Source organism: Microbulbifer agarilyticus, assembly GCF_001999945.1.
Taxonomy (GTDB): Bacteria; Pseudomonadota; Gammaproteobacteria; order Pseudomonadales; family Cellvibrionaceae; genus Microbulbifer; species Microbulbifer agarilyticus_A.
In genome coordinates this window covers 1176095-1199669 of record NZ_CP019650.1, presented here as the reverse complement: position 1 = coordinate 1199669, position 23575 = coordinate 1176095, and the positions used below count along the sequence as shown (strand labels likewise).

Below are 23575 nucleotides of genomic sequence, written 5' to 3'. Positions count from 1 at the left end.
CTTTTCGTTAGTTATCTGCAATTAGGCATCTCCAGTAATGGCACAGTCGTCCAATTCACCAGCCAACTCCCGTGTAACAAGCTTTGATGAATTTACACAGTTGGCAGATTACTCATTGATGGATAGCTTACATGCCGACCCCGATGCCACAACCGATGGCGATGACCATCGTTCCCGCCAAGTATTCTCTGGCCATTTTGTGCCGGTAACTCCCACGCCCATTGTTCGGCCGGAATATGTTATCCACAGCAAGACACTCTTTCGCACCCTTGGATTAAGCGACGAGCTTGCACAAGACAAAGCATTCAGCCAACTATTCTCCGGTGATGTTTCAGTAGCCAAGCCCCCCATGCGCCATGTGGGCTGGGCAACAGGTTACGCACTTTCTATTTACGGCACGGAATACACTCAACAGTGCCCATTTGGTACCGGCAACGGTTATGGCGACGGCCGCGCAATTTCAATCTTCGAAGGTGTTTTCAACGGCCAACGCTGGGAAATGCAGTTAAAAGGTGGCGGTCCAACACCTTATTGCCGCGGTGCCGATGGACGTGCAGTTTTGCGTTCCAGCGTGCGAGAGTTTTTAGCCCAGGAGTATATGCACGCGCTGGGTGTACCAACCTCGCGGTCATTAACACTCTACGTATCCAAGACTGAAACGGTAGCACGCCCCTGGTATTCACCAGAATCCCACTCGTTTGACCCAGATATTATTACGGAAAATCCGGTCGCAATTACCACGCGCGTAGCCCCCTCCTTTTTACGCGTCGGCCAAATAGAGCTATTCGCGCGGCGCGTGCGCAGTAATGCACACAATCAAGCACTCGAAGAGCTGCATATGATCGTTCAGCATGTTATCGAACGAGAATACAAAGATGAGATTGACTCCGAGCTTGCATTTTCCGATAAATTGATCGAGCTGGCACAGCTATTCCGGGAGCGCCTTACGCGCTTGGTCGCCAACTGGGTTCGCGTTGGCTACTGTCAGGGAAACTTCAATAGCGACAACTGCGCCGCTGGTGGTTTTACTCTCGACTATGGCCCCTTTGGGTTTTGTGAAGTTTTCGATCCACAATTTCAGCCTTGGACCGGTGGTGGTCATCATTTTTCATTTTTCAATCAACCGACGGCAGCCGAGGCGAACTTCCATATGTTCTGGTCGGCAATTCGGCCATTGCTCGAAGATAATCAAGAGGCGCTAGAAAAACTCGACGAAATACGCCGCGGCTTCCAAAACGTCATGCAAACGCAGATGCAAGACATGTGGGCAGAAAAGCTTGGACTGCGGGAATTCGATCACGCGCTATTTGAGGAGCTGGTAAAGCTCATGAGCCATTCGGAAGTGGACTACACAATGTTCTTTCGCGAACTGTCACATATGCCGGAGAATGTATCTGCACTGAAAACGAGCTTTTATTTCGAAACGTCATCAGAACTCGATGAGCAATGGCAATCCTGGTTAGGCCGCTGGCACGAACTGGTGAAGACCGGCAGTGACCTTTCGGCGACGGCCAAGAAGATGCAGCAGGTCAACCCCAAATATGCGTGGCGAGAATGGCTAATCGTCCCAGCTTATCAACAAGCCACCCAAGGTGATTACTCGCTCATTGAGGAACTTCAGGAAGTCCTGAGCCGCCCCTATGATGAGCAGTCAAAAGAAATGGAAGTAAAATACTACCGCCTCAGACCGAAGGAATACTTTAATTCGGGTGGCGTTTCGCACTACAGCTGTTCATCTTGAAGCGGATCATCGGGGCATAGCTTTTTGATCAGATCGCAGCTACTAACTAATAGGTTATGGCGGTACATACAGTTCCATAAAAAAACCGGTGCATGGCACCGGTTTTTTTATCGTCTCTATCTGGGGTTTAGTGCAGCATCGCGGCTATTTCTCGCTCGACGATCAGCTGCTGTTCCTCTCGAGGGATTTGCGCAGGGTTGTCATTATTCTGCAGGGTATCGGAGTAATAGAACTGTGTATGGTTACCACCTTCAATACGTACATAGTTGGTATTGGCCGGCAGCTGGTCCTTACTGCCCTCAATATCGCTTTCAGTAGTGAGACCATCCACGCTGCCCCAGATTGAAGTAACTGGAATTTGTATATCAGACAGGTTGGTCAAAGCGTCTGGATACGCAGCGAGCAGGACCAATCCGGCAATACCGTCTGAGGGTGCTCGATTGTTGTCTACCCATAGAGCAGCCACTGTACCGCCCAGCGAATGCCCAGCCACAACCCAATCCGCAACATCGTTCCTCCAGTGATTCTTCACATAGGTACCGTAGTGGGTACCAAGGAAGCCGAAGTTAAATGGTGGGGTAACGACCGCAGCGTAGTACCCCTGGTCAGCAAAATGACGGGCTATCGGCGCGTAGGCGCGTGGGTCTTGGAACGCACCGGGATAGACGATCACGCCGCGGTTTGAAATCGGGGCAACCGGTTCAAAACCAAAGAACAGGGAAACGCCCACAAAGTTGCGCTTCTGAAACACCGCAACGGACGGCGATGAAGTCATCGCAGTATCCACTTCACTTTGGGCATCGGCTACCGCCACCTGATGGAAAGAAAACAAAACACTCGCGAATACAAAACCTCTGATCAATTTGGTCAAAATCACAATATTCTCCTGGAGACTGCTGATTATTTTTATGACGCCATATCAAGCCTTTGCCACCCTGGGTTAAGGGAGACGATTAAGTTCCTGTGTTAACGGAGCAGCAGAATGACGGGCGATACAATCAATATTAAAATATATTGATATAACAACATATCTACATATCAATATATCTTTTTTTATACGTGTGCACGTGTCATTACTGCAAGAGGAAAAAGGGGATGAAATCGATTTGATGGCGGACTTTTCGACCAAAAAAAGAAAACCTGTGACTTATTGCCATCTATGCGGGTAGTGCTGGCGGGAAAAGACACGAGCAACAGGAAAGGAAATAAAGATTGGGCGACAAACTAAGCTCTGCCAATAGGAGTGGCAGGGCATTTAAACCTCCCCGAAAAATAGCAGTACTAAATTTCAAGCATCCTCTTAAAAGAAACTCTGCAAGACTCGCAACGGGATACATAGCGTAATTTGCTGTGAAGAATACTCATGTCTCTTGACCCAATCGATACCGCCAACCCTTTGTGAGGGCCATCACACTTTCCAAACACTTGTTTGTTAGTCTTAGTGACTTACTTCAATCCACCGAGCTTCACAATGAAAACAACCCTTAATGCCATATCCCTTGGAGCGTTGTTGTTTTGCCTCCAGGCCTGTACCCCAGATCAGTCTGGCGCCACCAGCAATGTAGAGTCCGGAGTTGCTGAGTCCACCGCTGCTGCAGATACCACCGAGCCTGCCACCGCTTTTGAGCGCTACTCCGCAGAGCAATTTTTCCAAACCACCACGGTGTTCGGCTCATCTATCAACCATGACAACTCTGCGGTATTGGTAAGCAGCGATGCGTCCGGAGTATTCAACACTTACCGCTATCCTTTAGATGGATCGGCACCCGTGGCACTAACGCAGTCTGACAAGGACACGATTTACGGTGTGAGCTGGTTTCCACTAGATGAGCGAATTCTATACACCGCGGACCAGGGCGGTAATGAGCTGAACCACCTGTATGTTCTGGAGAAAAGCGGCGAAGCGAAAGATCTGACACCCGGTGACAAGCTCAAAGCCCAGTTTTTCGGCTGGCATCAGGACGATAAGCAGTTCTATGTTGCAACGAACGAGCGAGACGAGCGCGCGTTCGATCTCTATGCCTATTCCACAGACGGGTACGAGCGAGCCCGCGTATTCGAGAATACCGATACACTGAATCTGGATACAGTGAGCCGCGATGGACGTTGGCTGGTCATGACGAAGGCGAACAGCAATGCGGACTCTGACCTCTTTCTGGTAGACCTGCAATCGGAAGAGAAAACTGCAGTACATATCACTCCGCATGAAGGCAACGTAGAGCATTCTGCCTATACGTTTACTCCAGACAGCAGCAAGCTGGTGTATGGCACCAATGAAGCTACCGAGTATCGCCAGGCATGGACTTACGATATTGCTACCGGAAAGCGCTCTCCCCTGTTCAGCGCAGATTGGGATGTATCCTTCGTTTACTACTCCAAAGATGGCAATTTCCGCGTAATCGGTACCAATGAAGATGCCCAGACCAAACTGGACATTGTCGACCAGCGCTCAGGTAAGGCCCTGGCCCTGCCGAATCTACCCGCCGGGGATCTGCGCGGTGTGAACTTTGCCAATGATGGCAAGTCCATGGTGTTCTATGTGAACTCCGATACTGCACCCTCAAACCTGTATAGCTATGAGTTTGGTGCAGACAAGGTACGCCGGCTGACAGATACCCTTAACCCGGAAATCAGCGAGCAAAACCTAGTTGCCAGTGATGTGGTGCGCTTCCCGAGTTTTGATGAGCTTGAAATTCCCGGCCTTCTGTACAAACCGCAGGGAGCCAGTGCCGAGAATAAAGCCCCAGCGCTGATCTGGATTCACGGTGGCCCCGGTGGCCAGTCCCGTACGGGCTACAGCGCCGCCAAGCAACACCTGGTTAATCAAGGCTACGCCCTGTTTGCAGTAAACAACCGAGGCTCATCCGGATACGGCAAGACCTTTTTCCACCTGGATGATAAAAAGCACGGGGAAGATGATTTGCAGGATATTGTCTACGGCAAGAAGTACCTGCAGTCCCTGGACTGGGTAGATCAGGACAAGATCGCGGTCATTGGTGGCAGCTACGGTGGTTACCTGACGATGGCAGCCATGGCGTTCACCGATGAATTTGAAGCGGGGATTAATATTTTCGGCGTCACTAATTGGGAACGCACCTTACAGAGTATCCCGCCCTGGTGGGAATCGTTCAAGAAAGCGCTGCATGACGAAATGGGTGATCCGGCAACAGATGCCGAGCGCCATCGCCGCATTTCCCCACTGTTTCATGCCGACAAAATCGATAATCCTGTCTTGGTAGTACAAGGCGCAAACGACCCGCGTGTTTTGCAGGTTGAAAGCGACGAAATGGTCGAGGCTATTCGCAAAAATAATGTACCGGTCGAGTATGTGCTGTTCCCGGATGAGGGCCACGGCTTCCGCAAGAAGGTGAATCGCATCACTGCGTCGGAAGCTTATGTAAGCTTCCTAAATGAACACTTGCCACTCAGTGAAAATCATGGTGAAAGTGAAAGCATGTAACTGACTAGTAAATCCTCTAAAAAAAGCCCGCAATTTGCGGGCTATTTTTTTACCCCATTACCGAGCATGCTCTTGGGCAAAACATCGTTCGAGAATAAAGATATATCTTTTATGCGCTAGTTAAACTGACTTAACAACTTTACAGGGGCTGCCTACAGCTACACAATTAGCTGGAATATTCTTATTCACAACACTACCAGCACCTATCACACAATTACTACCTATAGAAACACCTGGGAGAATTGAAACATTCCCTCCAATCCAAACATCACTTCCGATTGAAATGGGCTTTCCGTATTCTGTTGTACTACGTTCAAGGGCATCAATTGGATGTGTAGCGGTAGAAATCATAACCTGGGGACCTAGAAGAACATTGTCTCCAATATCTACCGTACATACATCCAAAATGGTTAGGTTGTGATTTGAGTAAAAATTATTCCCTAATCGAATATTGTAACCATAGTCACAATAAAAATTGGGCTCTATGTGCGCACTTCCTTTCATCGTCAAAAAATCTGACAACAATGCCATTCGCTCATTTAATTTAGTTGGATCGTAAGTATTAAACCTATGGCAGATCGACTTGGCAGCCATGCGCTCACTTAACAGAGTCTCGTCCCATGCATCGTAAGGCAATCCCGCTAGCATCTTCTCTTTTTCAGTCATCACTCACATTCATCATTCGTATTAATTGATGCATGCAATCCATTACTTATCAGCGAGACACGCTGGTGCCTTATCAGGCCGGATTTCAATAAAATTGGCTATAGATTGGCGCCTTGTGCGGGGCCGGACACGATGTGGACACACTTGATTGCGCTCTTATGTATTTTCACTTCTAGAGTTCAGCTTTATGAGATAGTAACAAGCTCCCAGAGCGACAATAACTATACCTAGCCCTATCACAGCTAAGGGATCATACTTTTCCAGATCCAGAAGGATTACTTTTCGCGAGACTGCAATTACTGCAACGAGAAGAACGACCTCGGCATGAATGACGTTTTTCTTAAAATACATCTCTATAGTTTCTATCAGCTCAAAACCTATGAGAATAATAAAAAAGAAACCAAAAATTCGAAATAACTCATCTATTTCAAGGAAGAGAATATCATCTGATGGATCAAATATATCAAAGTATAGAATTATACCTAGCTCCACTACTGAGATACTTACCACAATTGTCATCAGAACAAGAACCAAAAAAGACATCCATTTTTTTATGGTATCAATCAAAGAAACAGCTTTATCGATGCTTTTACTCATTTAAAAAATGTTTCCTAATTGTAACGCGCCCCTGGAGGCCCGAAGAGGCGGAGATCCATTTCCTACACTTGCTATGTGGCGCTGTGGCGCTTACTTAGAATTCCCTGATGATGCCAAGGCCACTAGTAGCTGCATAGCCTGCTCGTCAGTGAACCCTTGCTTCTTCAGGGATAAATACAATTCTCTATAATATTTTGATTGAGCTTCAAGAAGCTCAGGGCTACTGAGTGCTTCTAGCTGAGCCTTGAGCATAGGAACTAGCATTTTCATATTCGGGCCAGCACTGGGAGGCGGCGGCATCTGTGTTTGGGCACTCACCGAGCCGATGAAGACGCACAATAAAAATGGGTAAATAGCAGCTAATCTTTTCATTCTTATTCCTTGATAAGCATGGATACACAATACTGCCGGTAGGGACTGCCTACGTTGTGCGTACTTTGTACGAAAATGGGAGCATGGCGACCTATGCAAAAGGTGCACAATTTAAGACGCCCCATGGATGCACAAAGGGCCAAGGGTTCATTGCCTGTGAATGTTAGTTGGACTCACTTCGGGGCGTATCATACGCTCGGTACGAACTCTATAGCTTTCTTAAAATGCGATGAGAACGGCGAGAATTCCAGCTAGTAAATAACCCCAAAATGGATAAACCAAAAATGACAGCACATATATTTGGCTAATACCAGCAAAAGTCGCAGGTATAACGCTTAACGGTATTAGCACGAATAGCGCAATCGAAACAGCGTGGATTATCTTTACGAAGGCTAATAGTGGATTCAAATTTTTACTTTTTAGATTTATGTATCCGTACATTCAATCATTCCTTTGCAACTCTTTTGACCTGAAAAATAACGCTGCTAGCAACGACAGCTAATCTCGTGCACCTTTCGCGAAAAAATAAGACCAACGTGACCCGGCGAAAGGTGCACAAGGTCAGTTGCCTTGCGAAGGCAAGAGGCCCGCAGCCTCGTTGCACGATTGTGTTAAGCATGTTCTTTATCACTCCAGCGCCGGGACACAATAACCCAAAATTGAACTACCGAGGAATGCGCCCAAAGATATAACCCAATCGGTGGAGTAATCTTGACAGCTATTCCGTCAGGACCCAACATAACTACCAGCTTAATAATGAATACTATTACACGTACCAACGCCAAAACATAGAATATTTCAGCAACACGATATTTTTACGCCACAAAAAATCTGATGCTTGAAACAATGAAAATATTTTCGAACCAAGGGAAAACAATTAGCACCGAAGTCCCACAAAAAATCTCCCGGCCTTGCTCTAGGGCAACATGCTCCGACACCCATTACGCGTACACTTTCTTCATCAAGAAAAAATTCGGGATTTTCCACAAGTCACCAGCAGACAATAAACTCGCTTTACGTCTGCCCTATTTCAAATTAGATGACATCACTATTCTTTGTAGTCTCGATCCAAGAGACCTTGCTCTTTCAATGTCTTTACCAATTTTTCAACTCGTACAAATGCAACCAGGCCTAGTATTCCGAACACGAAAGCTGCATATTCCATGAAGTCACCATAAGATTCTCTTAATTCTAAATTTGATGAGTGTCCGCCGCGGGTCAACGGCGGGCACTGACGACGATCCCGAAGACTGTCCAGAGGAGAGCCGCAGGTCGGGAGAAAGTTACCTGACCTTGCTAATTGAACTGACTATCCTTTATGCAGATGCATAAATTTTCCTTAACAGAACAAACTTGTACTAAAGGAGGCTTACAGTGTATCGGGACATTTCTATCGCCTACCCCACCCTCATCATCCTTTCTACCAGTTGATTCGAGGATTGCTTTTACGATCTTTTTATCAGTCTCGAAACCAACCTTAACATTAGAATAATCATATGTTTTAGCATCGAAAACAGATTTATCCTTATTTCTTTCTTTGTTATTTTTCTGACCGATGATCAGACCAACAATCGTACACCCAGATAGAACCAAAGGCATACACAAAACAATTAGATACGCGTATTTCATCTGAGCAATATGATCAACTAATGTACGCAATAGCGTTGGGTATCGCACGAAGACCCTCAGGGCGTGCATTTTGCTTGCGCTTGTTGTGCATGTTTCTTGCGGCTGGCCATAAAAGCAGCAAGAGTCCCACAACCAACAAGCACAATGAAATGCGGAAAATAAATAGTGTATTGACTTGTATATGTAGCAAATAACAATGCTTCACACGAAAATAATGACGCTATTGCAGTAACCCATGGACTGAGCTGTAAAATTTTTATGGAGAAAAATACAAGTAGAAACGCGATGACTCCATAACCTAGGAATTGCGTTACTGCAATCTCCCAGATTAGAAAAATTTTACCAGATAGTACTTTAGTCAATTCTTGTGGAACCGCAATCGCTGCGGAGAAGCCAGTGAAATACACACCCAAATACGCTATGGCAATACCGATCGCCAATCCAATAACTAGGCTTTTCAATTATCTCTCCTTGAATGTATAACGCGGCGGCAGGGACTACTCAACTTGCAACGATTTTGCGCCAAAATGGGAGCAGAGCGACCTGCGCTAATGGCGCACAAGGTAAGCTGTCCCGCGGAGGGCCGAAGGCCCGGAGTATTTTGCCTGGCCTTGTTAAGTATCTGATTCCCCGGCGGCAATACATGCGAATAGATGTACAAACCAACAAATTACAGGCAGCCACAACGGTCCACCAAATGTAAATATTGAAAAGAGTAATAGTGCTCCAGCATTTTCAGTTACCGCTTGTGGGTTTACAAACTTACAAATGGAATAAAATACGGCAGCTAAAATAGGGAGCACCAGCCAATTTGCAGTAAAAATTGACTTTCTCTTGGGTATTGCACTGTAAATTACGAGTAAAAGCCCTAGTAGTAGAGTAAATCCTAACCATAGTCCATTGCTCGGCGATGATCCCGGGTTAACATTAATCGCTGCGGTGGGATACGCTACGAGCACAGAAATAGAGAAAGAATAAAAGACTGCACTCCACATGTAAAAGGGGGTCGGTTTCATCTTATGCTTAACGCCCACGGCAGGGGCGGATTACCTTATGCGCGATTTGCGCAACAATGGGAGCGAAGCGACCGCGCAAAACGTGCATAAGGTAAGCCGTCCCGCGGAGGCCCGAAGGGCCGGAGCGGGACTTAACCCGCTTGGGACTTAACCCGCTTGGGACTTAACCCGCTTGGGACTTAACCCGCTTGGGACTTAACCCGCTTGGGACTTAACCCGCTTTTGCACACACCTAGTTGTTAGCATCTGATTTTACACTCGAATTCTCGAGGTGATAAATACCCGATAGCAGAATGTAATCTCTGATTGTTGTAGTAGCGCATATATTCAGTCACTGTCGATCTTAACTGTCGTGCTGAGTCGAATACCTGGCGCTTAATACGCTCTGTTTTAAATTGATGAAAGAATGACTCAATGAATGCATTGTCATTCATGTTCTTTACTCGATTCATACTCTGGCAGATCCCATATCGACGCAGTCGCTCCCGATATTGCCCCGACAAGTACTCGCTGCCTCGGTCAGAGTGGAAGATCAGCTCCGACTGATGCCCGCGGTTGCGCACCGCCCTATCGATACTAGCTAGTGTCAGAGAGACATCCCTTCGATCACTCAGGGACCAAGAGACAACCCTCCTACTGTAGCGATCCATGACTACCGATAAGTACTGCCAACTGCCATCTCTGAGCTTTATATAGGTGACATCGCCCACCCACAGCTGGTTCGGTCGCGTCAGTTTGATGCCCTCTATCTTGCACGTGATTCCTTAAACATGCCTGTAGGTGCCTGGCCTAGCTGTGTAGATCCTCGATTTTACGGCCCTGAGACCATGATTTCGCATTATCCTAGCCACCCGCTTTTGACCAACGTTAATACCCTTCTTTTTAAGCTCTTGGGTGATCTTGGGACTGCCGTAGCAGCCATCATGCCGGTTAAAAATCGATCTTATATGTACAAACAACTCACTATCTTCTTGACGACGTTGACATACACCACGTCGACGCCAGGAGTTGTAACCTTCTCGGGTGACGCCATAGATACGACACATCATGGCGATACTATGTGTCTCTCGATTTTGATCTATGAACTCGAAGATTTCCCTTTTTGTTGCAAAGAGAATTGGATGGCTTTTTTTAAAAGGGAATGCTCTTCCTGAAGCAGGTTATGCTCCCGCTCCAACTTCCTGAGACGTTTCAGCTCCGACTTTATCTCTGGATCTATGTGTATGTTTTTCTTCTTAGCCATGATCTGCCCCCGTCGTATCTCCATGCGCCAACGATAAAGCATCACTTCATGGATATCGAGAGCTTCAGCCACATGTTTGGCTAGCACACCAGGGATATCGGTTAGCGAAACCGCTGTTGCTTTAAAATCGTCGTCGTAACGATTGTAGTGCTTTCTTCGTGCCATAAGACACCTCCATACCAGTTAGGTGGAGGTGTGTGCAAAAGCGGGTTAGGTTCCAGCTTTACTGCCCGTGTTTGTTATATGCCCTAGGTCTCAGCCGACTTCGGTGACAAAAGGGTGAGAACAGCCAGGTACAGCCAGCCGCCAGCCCAACTTAGGCCGAGTACAAGCGCCACCAATGCGCACGCTACTGAAGAACGACCTTGCTTACGCGCCACCCAAAATGCAAGCACCGCGGGAAGCACTGATGCAAAGAGAAACCAGTATGGAAAGAATGCCAAATTCATATTCATCGTTATTCAAATGGTTCTAAAAATTACGAAATTAGGTTAGCCATATAACGCCGCGCTCTGGGGCGGCTTACTTTGTGCACTTTTTTGGACGAGAATGGGAGCGAAGCGACAGCACAATAAAGTGTAGAAAGTAAGCCGTCACCTGCAGCGCTTTGTTATGGCTTACTCTGTCGCTGAGGAACGGAGTAAGCAACACCACGGCACTCCATGTACTGATTGCACATTCCGCTTGCTACTTTACTGCAAGCCTCTACAACGACACCATTACCGCCCAAACTGTGTGTCCTTACTTTTAGATCTTTTACCAATCCACGCTTGTTCGGTTTTGGTTGATCTATACGCTCTTGACAATATGAAGCTTCGACAAAGCCCAGCATCACGGCATCATACTTAGCAATTTGAGTGGGCGAGTACTCTTTTACAACAGTACCTTTCACCCTATTTTCAGCATACGGGCCTAAATTTGTACTGAATGTTATACCACTACATGCAGCTGCGAGCGTCGAAAAAATAATTATCAGTATCTTCATTATTGGTATCTTCCATAACGCCGCCAGCAGGGGCAGCTTACCTTGTGCGCGTTTTGCGCAAAAATGGGAGCGTAGCGACCTGCGCAAAAGGTGCACAAGGTAAGCTGTCCCGCGGAGGGCCGCAGGCCCGGAGCTTTACTGCCTGGCCTCGTTATTGCGGCCGCACTCTGAAACAGCTACTAGCACTTTGCCAGCCACTACTTGGCTGGCCACTGCCCGAAATTTATGGGGAAAGAATATCGCACTTTCCCCAACCATTTTTTATCTTATAGGCACTCCAAAAGATTACCCGGACTGCCAACTTCTACTGATCTCGAACGAACACTCTAGGAACGAACTTGAATGAATAGCAACCAGCCTAAACAGCTCAATATTGGATGCCATTTTGAGCACTGGATTTTGAACAACTTCGAAAAACTAAAAAATACTGATCGGCACCTATAACGCCCAAAGCAGCGGCGCGCGTTAGCGCGTCCAGCCCGAAGGGCGGTGGTGCCTTTGCTTGTTAAATGTTTAGCTCTCATAGTGTCTTAAACTTTGCTTTAGCCTCTGACTCAGAGAGCAGTGTGAGTAAAGGTAGGCCACCGCCATGAAGGTGTGAATCGGGAAATGTGCGAATCCATAGCTCCTTGGTTGATTTATCTTGGTAGAGTGACTCCCACCCAGATTCATCCGTAGCAAGCTCAACACAGTTAGCCTCCAAATACTCCTTTACTCGATTTCCTTTAATTTGCTTCATTCTTGATCTGACATTTAAAGATCAGCCAACGATCCCTGCGCTTTTCGCAGGGTATCGTTCGGCGACTTGTTAGATTTTAGCCGGAGCGAACTGTATTCGTTTATCGTCATCTCCGGCCCTACTTGCCTCTGCTTAAGCAGAACTTAACGAACGGTATGAAAGTGGAGTTTCTACTGAAAGGGATAGTAGATGCGACAAAATTCCTTGCCGTGAAGAGAGGCTTACGTCCGCAACCACTCGTGCTTGCGTGCGGAAGCAGCGCTTCACGGTAACACGAAAAATTTTTGATCGTCATCTTCCTTTTAGAATAAATACCACTGTATATGTTTAGTTATTATTTCCATACTGTATTTACATACAGCTCGAAAAATACTTTATCATTAAAAGGCCAAGTACTCCGCCCCCGACCAAATCTAACAGTTTATTCATAAGCCTAAGGCTTTATATATTTTTGGCTACTATTTCTGGAGCCAGCCATACTGGCGTCAAAGAAAATACCACCATTTACAACAACTTATAGAGCACTGATTAAATCATAAGCGGAAATAGCGAGCCATTGGCTTCAGTCGCCTTTTCCTACAGAGGGCTCTTGAACACATTATTCGCCTAAGAAAATCAATAACTTAGAGAAGTTTTTCTTTGGATGTAAGCCACGGCTTATTATTTCGGGCTATTCGGGCGCAATTTCAGGCCTTATTATTTTGCGAAAACAGGCGGTTAAACCAAACCACCTGCGGCGTGTGCGGAAGCCCAGGCCCATTGGAAGTTAAACCCACCGAGCCAGCCAGTTACATCCAGCACTTCCCCAATAAAATACAACCCCGGCTGCTTCATGCTTTCCATACTGCGGGATGACACTTCATTGGTATCTACACCACCGAGGGTGACTTCTGCAGTACGGTACCCTTCTGTACCTTCTGGTGTTAGCGTCCAAATTTGCAGCTTTTCTGCCACCGTGCGCAGTTCGCTATCGGTGTATTGCTTGAGTGGCTTCGTTTGCAGGCCGTTTCTGTGCAGGAAAAACTGCACTAGTTTTTTACTCCACAGTTCCGCCAGTGCTGTATGCAGGGAGGTCTCCGGCTTGTTGCTGCGTTGCTCAGCCAGCCAATCTGACAAATCCAGTCCCGGAGCCAAATCAAAGGTTACCGGCATACCCTCTTTCCAGTGGCTGGAAACCTGGAGTACGGCTGGGCCACTCAACCCCTTGTGGGTAAACAACATCTGTTCCTGAAAGGCACCCTGTGCACAACTGGCGGTTACTGCGAGTGATGTACCCGGTAACTCCTGTTGCCGGTTTAACGCGCGCTGATTCAGGGTAAAGGGCACTAGTGCGGCACGGGTAGGAATAATATTGTGGCCAAACTGGCGTGCCACCTCGTAGCCATAGCCAGTAGCACCCATGGTGGGAATAGACAGGCCACCGGTGGCAATCACGAGCGAGGTACAAAGCACCTTGCCCAAGGAGGTGTGCACGGCAAAGCCCTGTGGCTCGAGGGGTTCGATTCGCTGGATATCGCAGCGGGTACGGATCTGCGCTTTGGCTTCGCGGCACTCTGCCAACAGCAGGTCGACAATATCCCGGGACTTGTTATCGCAGAACAGCTGGCCGAGGGTTTTCTCGTGGTAGGGAATACCGTGCTTTTCCACCAGCGCGATGAAGTCCCACTGGGTATAGCGGGCCAGTGCGGATTTACAGAAGTGCGGGTTTTCGCTGTAGAAGTTGTCTGGCGCCGTGTACAGGTTGGTGAAGTTGCAGCGGCCGCCGCCGGACATCAGGATTTTCTTGCCGACTTTATTGGCGTGGTCCAGCACCAATACGCTGCGGCCACGCTTGCCCGCCACCGAGGCACACATCAGGCCGGCGGCGCCGGCGCCGATGATCAGTACATCGGCCTGGGTGGGGAGGTCTGTCATTCTTCAGTCGAATCAGGTCTTCGGCAGGGTTACGCCGCGCTGGCCCTGGTATTTACCACCGCGATCCTTGTAGGAAACATCGCAGATTTCATCAGACTCGAAGAACAGCATCTGCGCCACGCCTTCATTAGCGTAGATCTTCGCCGGCAGGTTGGTGGTGTTGGAGAATTCCAGAGTTACGTGCCCTTCCCACTCGGGTTCCAGCGGGGTCACGTTCACAATAATGCCGCAGCGCGCATAGGTGGACTTGCCCAGGCACACGGTCAATACCGAGCGTGGGATGCGGAAGTACTCTACGGTACGCGCCAGCGCGAAGGAATTGGGCGGGATCACACAGTATTCACCCTCGACGTCGACGAAGCTGTCTTCATCAAAGGCCTTGGGGTCCACGGTGGCGGAGTGCACGTTGGTGAAGATCTTGAACTCACTGGCACAGCGTACATCGTAGCCGTAGCTCGAGGTGCCGTAAGAGATCAGGCGGTCGCCGGAGGCCCCGTGGCGCACCTGGCCCGGCTCGAAGGGCTCGATCATGCCCTCATTTTCAGCCATACGACGAATCCACTTATCGGATTTGATACTCACCCTGTCCCCTCACTTGTTCATATCTGGCGGTCATTAAAGAGGCCGAATCATAGCGGTTTTACCCTGTTCAAAAAAGTGCCAGTGAATTCGGTACGCTCTTGCCGATACTGGATGAGTACTGTATAAATTGCCAGTAACAACTGTATACACATACAGTTAAACACTGACAGACCACCCGTGTGGAGCGAGCCAATCGTGAACAGCGCCGAAAACTTTTTGCAAAACAAGCAGTTAGCTGAACAGGCCAACAACGAGCCTCTACCCCCAGGGCAAGAGCAGGCCCAGCCATTGCAGCAGTTGCTGACGCGCCCGGACATCTGGCAACTGGCCAGTGGCCAGGGCCGCAGCCGCACCGGTATCAGTACCGGCTACCGCGGGCTGGATGCGCTGCTCACTGGGCACGGCTGGCCGCGCGCCGCCTCCACCGAACTACTGATCGACAAGGCGGGTATCGGTGAGATGTCGCTGATCCTACCAACTTTGGCCGAGCTCACCCGCCAGGGGCAGATGGTGATCCTGGTGAACCCACCGCTGATTCCCTACGCTCCGGCGCTGGTGCAGGCGGGAGTACAGCTGGAGAAGCTGTTGGTTCTGCACCCCCGGGGCCAGCGGGACCAGCTGTGGGCAGCAGAACAGTCCCTGCAATCCGGTGCCTGCGGTGCGCTGATCCAGTGGCAAGGCAAGGAAACCCCGGCAGATAAAGACCTGCGTCGCCTGCAAGTCGCCGCCCGCGATGGCGATTGCCTGCATTTCCACTTCCGCCCCGGCTCCTGTGTAAAAACACCGTCGCCGGCGGCCCTGCGCCTGCAACTGAAGAGCGATGGCGAGCAACTGGCGCTGCACCTGTTCAAACAGCTAAGCGGCAAGTCCGGCCAGCGTGTGCATCTGGCGCGCAACCCGGATCTGGTGCGCCACGATCAGCCACTGCACTGATCGCCCCACCTGAGGACAAAGAGGAACCACTCATGCTCTGGCTTTGTATCCAGCTCCCCAAGCTTCCCCTTGAAGCACTGACTCGTGCACACCGTGCCGGGGACAGCACACCCCTGGCAGTGGCTCAGAGCAGTTTGATTATTGAGGCCAACCAGGCTGCCAATAAACAGAATGTGGAACCCGGGCTCAGCATTGCTACCGCCTGTGCTTACTGTGCAGACTTGCAACTACTGGAGCGGGATGCGGAGCGGGAAGAACAACTACTACAGCAATTGGCGCAATGGGCCTACAGTTTTACCCCGGTGGTCTCCCCGCGCAGCGCCGAGCGGGAACACAACCAGCCGGATAACCATTTTGCCTGCCTGTACCTGGAAATCAGTGGCTGCCTCAAGGCACATCAGGGCCTGCGTCCACTGCTGCAACAGTTAGGCAAAGAGCTGCGCAAAATGCGCATAAGCCACTTTATGGGCCTGGGGCACAGTCCCAGTGCGGCGCACTTGTTGAGTCAGCTGCCCGAACACCGCCAGTGGTTGGTGGAAACCAAACACGCCCCGACCCCACAGCAGTGGCGCCAGTGGATCAGTTTCGCACCCAGTAAATTGCTCGACTGCAACCACAAGGCCATAGCCAAATTGTATGCCTCGGGTATCAAGCGGGTCAGCCAGTTGCTGGCCATTCCGCTGTCGGAAGTGGGCAGCCGCTTCGGGCGCAACTTCATCAGCTACCTGGCGCAACTGAACGGCACCCGCCCAGACCCGGTGCCCAGTTTTGAACCGCCGGCGGAGTTTCACAACGAGCTGTTTTTCCCCAGCCCACTGGATAACAGCGAGCAACTGCTCTTCCCCGCCGGCCGCCTGATACGTGAGCTCTGCCGGCAACTGCAGCGCCGCCAACTATACAGCCAGCAACTTTGCTGGGTGCTGGATTACGGCAGCCGCGGCCAGCAGCAGGTCAATGTGGAGGTATCCCGCCCACTGCTCGACCCACAACGCCTGATCGCACTGACCAAGCTGCAGTTTGAACGGGTGGAATTGAAAGAACCGGTGCAGGCATTGACGCTCAAATGCCAGCAGCTGCAACCTATTGAAAACCAGAACCTGCGCGAAGACTTCTTCGACGAAGGCAGCAAGCTCAACGAAAGTTACCAGCTCATCGATAAGCTCAAGGCGCGCCTTGGGCATCAGGCACTCTCCGGTGTCACCCTCAAAGAGAGCTATCTGCCGGAGCAGGCCTGGCAAAATGCCGACAGCCTCACCTTGCAGAGCAAGGCCAAGGGTCATCACCTCACCCCGGTCCGGGCGCCCCGCCCCAACTGGTTGCTGCCAAGGCCGGACCGTATCCAGCAGCGCGATCACAAACTGTTTTACGATGGCGAGCTGCATTTACTACAGGGCCCGGAACGTATCGATGGCTACTGGTGGCAACAGCGCCGCCACGCTCGCGACTATTACATCGCCCGTGGCAGCCACGGCAGCCTCTACTGGGTCTTCCAGGACCTGACCTCAGAAAGCTGGTTTCTGCACGGGGTTTATTCCTGAGCAAGCCGGTAAGACCATAGCGGACACGTATCGGTATGCAGTACGCCGAACTTTTCTGTCAGAGTAATTTCTCCTTTCTACAGGGCGCCTCTCATCCACAGGAGCTGGTGGCGACCGCGTACAAGCTCGGCTATCGTGCGCTGGCGATTACCGACGAGTGCTCCATGGCGGGCGTGGTACGCGCCTACTCTGAACTGAAAAATCTTGCTGAACAGCACGAGCGTCCGTTCCAGTTAATTTGCGGCAGCCTGTTTCGCCTGCAGGAAGAGCACCAGCAACTGGTGTTACTGGCCCCGAACAGGTTGGCCTATAGTGAAATTTGCCAGTTGATTTCCAGCTCGCGCCTACGTGCGGAGAAAGGCCAGTACCAGACTTTCCTCGCGGACATCATCCAACAATGCCAACACGCCCTGTGCCTGTGGCTTCCGCCACAAGCTACGCAACAACGTACACAAGAAAAAGTACCACTCAATATTCCCGGGGAACTGAAACAGCATTTTGGCGAACGCCTATATATTGCACTGCATCACCATTTACTGCCCGGCGAAAACCAGCGTTTGCAGGCGCTGATTGCCTTTGCCAAATCCGAACAGCTCCCGCTGGTGGCCACTAATGCGGTCCTGATGCACAACCGCAGCCGCAAACCCCTGCAGGATGTACTGAACGCAAATTATCATAACTGCACTCTGGATCAGTTGGGCTATCGCCTGCAACAGAATGCCGAACGCTACCTGCGCAGCCTGCCAGAAATCGCGGCACTTTATCCACAGAGTGCGATTGACAATACCCTGCGCATTGCTGAGCAGTGCACCTTTAGCCTGAGTGAACTGCAATACCAGTATCCCGCGGAGGTGATCGCGAAGAATAAAACTGCCGGTGAATACTTGCGGGAATTGGTGGAAACCGGTATTCCGATCCGCTGGCCTCAAGGGCCTGCAGCGCATATACGCCAGCAAATTGAAATCGAGCTCGCACTGATTGCGGAGCTGAAATACGAGCACTACTTCCTCACTATTTACGACATCGTCCAGTATGCGCGCAAGCAGCATATTCTCTATCAAGGGCGTGGCTCTGCGGCCAACTCGGTGGTGTGCTACTGCCTGTTTATTACGGAAATTGACCCACACAAAATCGGCTTGCTGTTCGAGAGATTCATTTCCCGTGAGCGTAACGAACCACCGGATATCGATGTGGATTTCGAGCATGAACGGCGCGAGGAGATTATCCAGTACATCTACCAGAAATACGGTCGTGAGCGCGCCGGGCTGGCAGCCACCAAAATTACTTACCGCTTCAAAAGCGCCCTGCGTGACCTCGGCAAGGCGCTGGGACTCGGCGCCGCAATCATTGAACAACTACAGGCCGAACGCAGCTGGTGGGACAAGCTGGAGGACTTCCCCGATCAGTTAAAAAAAGTAGGCATTGCACCCAACAGCGTCGCCGGGCGCATGCTGCCCAAGCTGCTGGAACAGATTTATGGCTTCCCGCGTCACCTGTCACAACACGTAGGTGGGTTTGTGATTACCGAGCTACCGCTCAGCCAGCTGGTGCCTATTGAAAACGCGGCCATGGAAGACCGCACCATCGTGCAGTGGGACAAGGAGGACATTGAAGACCTGAAGCTGATGAAAGTCGATATCCTCGCCCTCGGTATGCTCACCGCCCTGCGCAAGGCACTCAACTATATGGCGCTGTATGGACGCCGGATGCGGCTGCAGGATATTCCCGCGGACGATCCGGCGGTGTACGACATGATGTGCCGGGCAGACACGGTGGGTGTTTTTCAGATTGAGTCCCGCGCGCAGATGAGTATGTTACCGCGCCTGCAACCGCGCCGTTTTTACGAACTGGTTATCGAGATCGCCATCGTGCGCCCGGGACCGATCCAGGGCGGCATGGTGCACCCGTATTTGCGCCGCAAACAGAAGCTGGAACCCATCACTTATCCACATGAGAACTTGCGCCCGGTGCTGGAGCGCACCCTGGGAGTACCCATTTTTCAGGAACAGGTCATCAAACTGTCCATGGTTGCCGCAGGTTTCAGCGGCGGCCAGGCAGATGCTCTGCGCCGGGCCATGGCCAGCTGGGGAAAAAACGGCAACCTGATGCAGTTCCGCGAAAAGCTGATCGACGGCATGCTCGCCAATGGTTACCAGCATAGTCTGGCAGAGCAATTATTTGAGCAAATGAAGGGGTTTGGCTCCTACGGGTTTCCGGAATCCCACTCCGCCAGCTTTGCCCTGCTCGCCTATTTCTCCGCGTGGATTAAATGCCACCACCCCGCGGCCTTTTACAGTAGCCTGCTGAACAGCCAGCCGATGGGCTTTTATGCCCCCGCCCAGCTGGTGTACGACGCTCAACGTCACAATGTAAAAATACTGCCACTGGATGTGAACCACAGTGGATGGCATCACAGCCTGTCGTTGGAAAAACATTCTTTACCAGCCATTCGCCTTGGCCTACGGTTGGTAAAAGGACTGGCCGAGGAAACCGCCGAAGCCATTGAGACCGAAAGGCTGGAAGGCGACTTTCAATCACAGCAGGACTTTGCCCAGCGGGTGGATATCCCTCGCGCGCAGAGCGCCGTTTTGGCGCACGCCAACTGCTTCTACAGTATTTCGGAAAACCGTTTCCACAGTACCTGGCAGGCATTAAACAGTCAGTTGGAGCATACCGCACCGCCACAACACCAGCCGGAAACCAGCCAATCGGACAATATCTACAGCGATTATCAAACCACCGGCCTGACTCTGCGCGAGCATCCGATTTCCTTATTGCGCAAGCAACGCCGCTTTGACAACCTGGCCCGCGCCTGCGATCTGGATGCGCTCAGAGATGGTGAAAGAATCAAGGTGCTCGGCCTGGTCACCTGCCGCCAGCGCCCGGGTAGCGCCGCAGGGGTACTGTTCCTCACACTGGAGGACGAGACCGGGGTAATCAATGTGGTGCTATGGAAGCAGGTACAGGAGCGTTATCGCAAGGAGATCCTGCGCGGCAAGATGCTATTGATTGAAGGCAATCTACAGATCAGCCGGGACGCCGAGACCCAACAACTCTCGGTCATCCATCTGATTGGAAAAAGGCTCGACTGTCTGGCCTGGAAAGAAATACAGCACGTGCGGAGTTTTCACTAATAAAACATCGATAAAAATAAAGGGACCTCTCGAGAATCACCTATTACTCTACCCGCCTACGCCCCTTGTCATCTTTTTCAAGTACAAACTGATCGAACAGCACTCCATCCGCGCGGTAAGAACGATAGCGAATACGGTTCTGGTCTACTTCGATCAATTGATAGAGTTGCAGGTCCCTCCCCGCCACCTTCGGCCAGGAAGCGCCACCGTCGTACATTTTTGGCCCGCTTACCGACACCACATACACCGGGCTCTGCTGCCCCAGCCATGTGCCGCCTGAGGACAGGTTTTCGCCACGGGCATAGCTGTGGTCATGCCCTTGAAGAACCAGATCCACATTGAACTTTTCGTACAATGGTTTGAAGTATTCGTTTAACCCCTCATGGGGTGTGCGCCGTTTGGTTGCCGGCATCATCGGGTGATGATGGAAAATCACCGTCCAGTGATTGGGGTTGTCACTCAACACCCGTTCGAGCCAGTCCCGCTGTTGCAACGCGGTTTCCTCGGAATCAACACTCAGGGACTGGCTATTGAGGGATATAAACCGGGTACCTTGGTAGTCGAGAAAATACACCGACTCCGCTAGGAGCGCATTATCGGGGCCGTTTTCTGGCAAGGTGAAGTGCGGTCGCCACTGCTTGGCGAGTTTGTCATCCTTATATTCGTGGTTGCCCGGCGTCGCTATGGAGGGGGTGGAACCATTAATCCAACCGGCTGCGTAAAACCACTGTCCCCATTCCTGATCATTCTCCGGTTTGTTCACCAGATCACCGGCGTGCAAAATAAAATCTGCCTTTGGCATACCGGTGTACGCCTGGCGCGCGACACGCGACCAGCGTGATTTCAGATCGTTCTGAGCATCACCAAAATAGATAAAACCAAAGGGCTCGGCCTCGGTACTGGCGGTGCGAAATTGCATCCATTCAGACCACACCTGCCCGTCACCAACGCGATAAATGTACTGGGTACTTGGGCGCAAGCTCTTGAACCGAACACTGTGGTGGAAGGAGCGGTACTCTCCAGTTTCCAGTATCTCGGTTGCGGCATCGACGGTAGCTGCACGCGCTTCCTGATCAGGACCACCATCGGCTAGGGTATATTGTGCGCGCGCCTGCTGCGCATTATTGTCCGTGCGCCAGTTCACCGCGCGCTCAGTAGCTGGGTCTCCTGACAAGCTCATGAGGATACGGTCGGGCACTGGGCTCGGCCGGTAGGCATCAACCTCGATTTTCTGCAGTGCTCTGGCATCAAAATGGGCCACGCTTGGCACACCAAAGCTGCCCAGTAAAGCCGCAAAGAAAAGTGAATAAACGCGCATATATCCCCCAAGGCGGATTTCCGCTAAAGCGCAAAGCTCACCAGAACCTAAAACCAGAACCTAAAACGTGAAGATGAAAAGGGCATTACATTGATTCCTCTTGGCAGCCCAATCAACCAATGGGCTGCGGGAAAGGCACCCCATAGGTCCGGGCCAATGCTTTCAAATCTCCCTCAATCAATGGATACAGAGAAACTCCCTGCTGTAATTGCTGACGACGCAATCCCCAGGCTCGCTTACCGGGTACACGTACCTCGCCGTCGCCGTCCGACTCACAGGACGACCACAGTGCAGTAAGCGCCTCAGTCTGCCGCAAAAAGTGTTGTGCATCGCCAAATGCTTGCGGATCAATTACCTGTAAAAAAACAGAGTTCGCTTCATCGTCTTGTGCGACGTCATCCGCGCGCCCGTAGCCACCAAGCCCCATACTAAGTACTTCCAGCATCGCCGACAGCGCCGCGCCCTTGTAACCGTGATCCATGCCACCCACCGGCAAAATACTGCCGCCATTGGCAAACGCTGCCGGGTCGTCACTGGGGTTACCCTCGGAATCTTTCAGGTATAGGTGTGGCAATTTTTTTCCTTCCCGTTCAGCACGCGCGACATAGCCCCCGGCGGTAGCCGACATACTGATATCAAACAGCAGCGGGTAGTCGCCAGCGGGCGCGCCAAAGGCAATTGGATTGGCAGAAAACAGCGGTGTTTTACTGCCTTGAGGGGCAACGGTACGCTCAGCGGGCGTGGAACAGGTGAGAATCCCGACACAATTACGTTCAAGGATTTTAGGAAGATACGCGGCCAGGCAGGCAATATGCTGGCTGCGGCGAATCGTAATACTGACCACACCAAACTGCTCTACCCGCGCGAGCGCTTCATCAATCGCTTGCGAAACGACCCAGGGCCCGGGGAGGAACTCGGCATCCCAATTCAGAATATTACCCCGGTCTAACAAGACATGCGGCTCACCCGCAAGCCGAGACACACCACTTTGCAGCCATTGTAGGTTGGATGCTACTCGATTTAGACCATGGGTCGTGAAGCCCATCAGGTCGGCTTCCAGAAACACTTCCGCCATGGTATCGGCCCGGTCGGATGCGATCCCGGTTGAGGCAAATAAGGTACTGGCAAATTCTTTTAGCGCTTGCGCGTTGTAGCGTGTGCTCATGGTTTTTTCTTGAAGTGCGTGCGAATGAAGCTTTCGAGTAAATGTTTCAGGCAGTAAGTTCAGTGATCCGAAACCTTACCGCGCATAGATTTAATTTTTCCGCGACGAGCTTTGCTATTGAGACGACGTTCCTTGGAGCCTTTGGTAGGTTTGGTGGGAATACGCTTCTTCGGTGTCACCAAAACACTGGCAATTATTTCCCGCAGTCTTTCCAACACATCTGCGCGATTCTTCTCCTGGGTGCGAAACCGCTGCCCCTTGATCACGATCACACCTTCGTCGGTAATACGCTGATCGCGCAGCGACAGCAAACGCTGCTTTACCGGGCCCGGCAGGCTGGACGCATCGATATCGAAGCGCAGATGGATGGCGGTCGAGACTTTATTTACGTTCTGACCACCAGCGCCACCGGAGCGCATTGCATGCATTTCCACTTCATCGAGCGGAAGCGCCAGGTTACGAGAAATAAACAACATAAGAGGGTGCTTCTATATTCCGCACGTTTATAGCAAGTAAGTTCGTCTATGCTTATTCGAGGCAAAG

At 50.8% G+C, this 23575-nt stretch carries 20 protein-coding genes; 5 read left to right on the top strand and 15 right to left on the bottom strand.

Annotation, left to right across the window (positions count from 1 at the left end; translation table 11 throughout):
- Positions 1-37: 37 nt before the first annotated feature.
- Positions 38-1741 (top strand): protein adenylyltransferase SelO, encoded by a 1704-nt coding sequence (locus tag Mag101_RS04875; protein WP_077401599.1) that lies wholly within the window; start codon positions 38-40, stop codon positions 1739-1741.
- A gap of 127 nt (positions 1742-1868) precedes the next feature.
- Here the strand turns inward: Mag101_RS04875 and Mag101_RS04870 are convergent, their stop codons facing one another.
- On the bottom strand, positions 1869-2618 hold the full coding sequence (locus Mag101_RS04870; protein WP_077401596.1) for an alpha/beta family hydrolase: 750 nt from the start codon (positions 2616-2618) through the stop codon (positions 1869-1871).
- A gap of 594 nt (positions 2619-3212) precedes the next feature.
- On the opposite strand from Mag101_RS04870, the gene Mag101_RS04865 reads away from it, so the two are divergent.
- Positions 3213-5201 (top strand): S9 family peptidase, encoded by a 1989-nt coding sequence (locus tag Mag101_RS04865; RefSeq protein WP_077401593.1) that lies wholly within the window; start codon positions 3213-3215, stop codon positions 5199-5201.
- A 120-nt stretch (positions 5202-5321) separates the two neighbouring features.
- Here Mag101_RS04865 and Mag101_RS04860 read toward each other — a convergent pair whose 3' ends face one another.
- The 11 genes from Mag101_RS04860 to dcd form a co-directional block, all read right to left on the bottom strand.
- A complete protein-coding gene (locus Mag101_RS04860; protein ID WP_077401590.1) occupies positions 5322-5867 on the bottom strand; it encodes a sugar O-acetyltransferase in 546 nt (181 codons plus the stop codon).
- 156 nt (positions 5868-6023) lie between these two features.
- On the bottom strand, positions 6024-6464 hold the full coding sequence (locus Mag101_RS04855; protein ID WP_077401588.1) for a phosphate-starvation-inducible PsiE family protein: 441 nt from the start codon (positions 6462-6464) through the stop codon (positions 6024-6026).
- A gap of 90 nt (positions 6465-6554) precedes the next feature.
- Complete coding sequence (locus tag Mag101_RS04850; protein WP_077401585.1) at positions 6555-6836, bottom strand: hypothetical protein; 282 nt, start codon at positions 6834-6836, stop codon at positions 6555-6557.
- Positions 6837-8521: 1685 nt separating this feature from the next.
- Entirely contained in the window at positions 8522-8926 is a 405-nt protein-coding gene (locus tag Mag101_RS04835; RefSeq protein WP_077401577.1) for a hypothetical protein, read from the bottom strand.
- Positions 8927-9720: 794 nt separating this feature from the next.
- The gene (locus Mag101_RS18290) at positions 9721-10191 is read right to left on the bottom strand and encodes an IS3 family transposase (protein WP_198040092.1); all 471 of its coding nucleotides are present in this window, start codon (positions 10189-10191) and stop codon (positions 9721-9723) included.
- Positions 10192-10245: 54 nt separating this feature from the next.
- Positions 10246-10527 (bottom strand): IS3 family transposase, encoded by a 282-nt coding sequence (locus tag Mag101_RS18285; RefSeq protein ID WP_418287762.1) that lies wholly within the window; start codon positions 10525-10527, stop codon positions 10246-10248.
- Positions 10528-10559: 32 nt separating this feature from the next.
- Complete coding sequence (locus Mag101_RS04825) at positions 10560-10889, bottom strand: transposase (RefSeq protein WP_077401574.1); 330 nt, start codon at positions 10887-10889, stop codon at positions 10560-10562.
- 445 nt (positions 10890-11334) lie between these two features.
- Complete coding sequence (locus tag Mag101_RS17765) at positions 11335-11709, bottom strand: hypothetical protein (protein ID WP_157520169.1); 375 nt, start codon at positions 11707-11709, stop codon at positions 11335-11337.
- 520 nt (positions 11710-12229) lie between these two features.
- On the bottom strand, positions 12230-12448 hold the full coding sequence (locus Mag101_RS18280) for an Imm27 family immunity protein (protein WP_077401571.1): 219 nt from the start codon (positions 12446-12448) through the stop codon (positions 12230-12232).
- Between the two features lie 717 nt (positions 12449-13165).
- Entirely contained in the window at positions 13166-14362 is a 1197-nt protein-coding gene (locus Mag101_RS04815; protein WP_077401567.1) for an NAD(P)/FAD-dependent oxidoreductase, read from the bottom strand.
- Positions 14363-14374: 12 nt separating this feature from the next.
- Positions 14375-14944 carry a dCTP deaminase gene (gene dcd / locus Mag101_RS04810; protein ID WP_077401564.1) on the bottom strand — a complete coding sequence of 190 codons (570 nt, stop codon included), beginning with the start codon at positions 14942-14944 and terminating at the stop codon, positions 14375-14377.
- Positions 14945-15139: 195 nt separating this feature from the next.
- Between dcd and imuA the strand changes: the two genes are divergently transcribed.
- The 3 genes from imuA to Mag101_RS04795 are packed head-to-tail and all read left to right on the top strand — an operon-like array spanning position 15140 to position 20549.
- Positions 15140-15877 (top strand): translesion DNA synthesis-associated protein ImuA, encoded by a 738-nt coding sequence (gene imuA / locus Mag101_RS04805; protein WP_077401561.1) that lies wholly within the window; start codon positions 15140-15142, stop codon positions 15875-15877.
- A gap of 32 nt (positions 15878-15909) precedes the next feature.
- Positions 15910-17415 (top strand): Y-family DNA polymerase, encoded by a 1506-nt coding sequence (locus tag Mag101_RS04800; RefSeq protein ID WP_077401558.1) that lies wholly within the window; start codon positions 15910-15912, stop codon positions 17413-17415.
- 35 nt (positions 17416-17450) lie between these two features.
- Positions 17451-20549, top strand: coding sequence for an error-prone DNA polymerase (locus tag Mag101_RS04795; protein ID WP_077401555.1), 3099 nt, complete (start codon positions 17451-17453; stop codon positions 20547-20549).
- Positions 20550-20592: 43 nt separating this feature from the next.
- On the opposite strand, the gene Mag101_RS04790 is transcribed toward Mag101_RS04795, so the two are convergent.
- The 3 genes from Mag101_RS04790 to arfB all read right to left on the bottom strand — a co-directional run bounded on the left by Mag101_RS04790 (position 20593) and on the right by arfB (position 23508).
- A complete protein-coding gene (locus tag Mag101_RS04790) occupies positions 20593-21867 on the bottom strand; it encodes a purple acid phosphatase family protein (RefSeq protein ID WP_077401552.1) in 1275 nt (424 codons plus the stop codon).
- A gap of 112 nt (positions 21868-21979) precedes the next feature.
- Positions 21980-23032, bottom strand: a complete 1053-nt coding sequence (locus tag Mag101_RS04785) for an Ldh family oxidoreductase (protein ID WP_077401549.1) — start codon at positions 23030-23032, stop codon at positions 21980-21982.
- Positions 23033-23091: 59 nt separating this feature from the next.
- The gene (arfB, locus tag Mag101_RS04780; RefSeq protein WP_077401545.1) at positions 23092-23508 is read right to left on the bottom strand and encodes an alternative ribosome rescue aminoacyl-tRNA hydrolase ArfB; all 417 of its coding nucleotides are present in this window, start codon (positions 23506-23508) and stop codon (positions 23092-23094) included.
- Positions 23509-23575 lie beyond the last annotated feature (67 nt).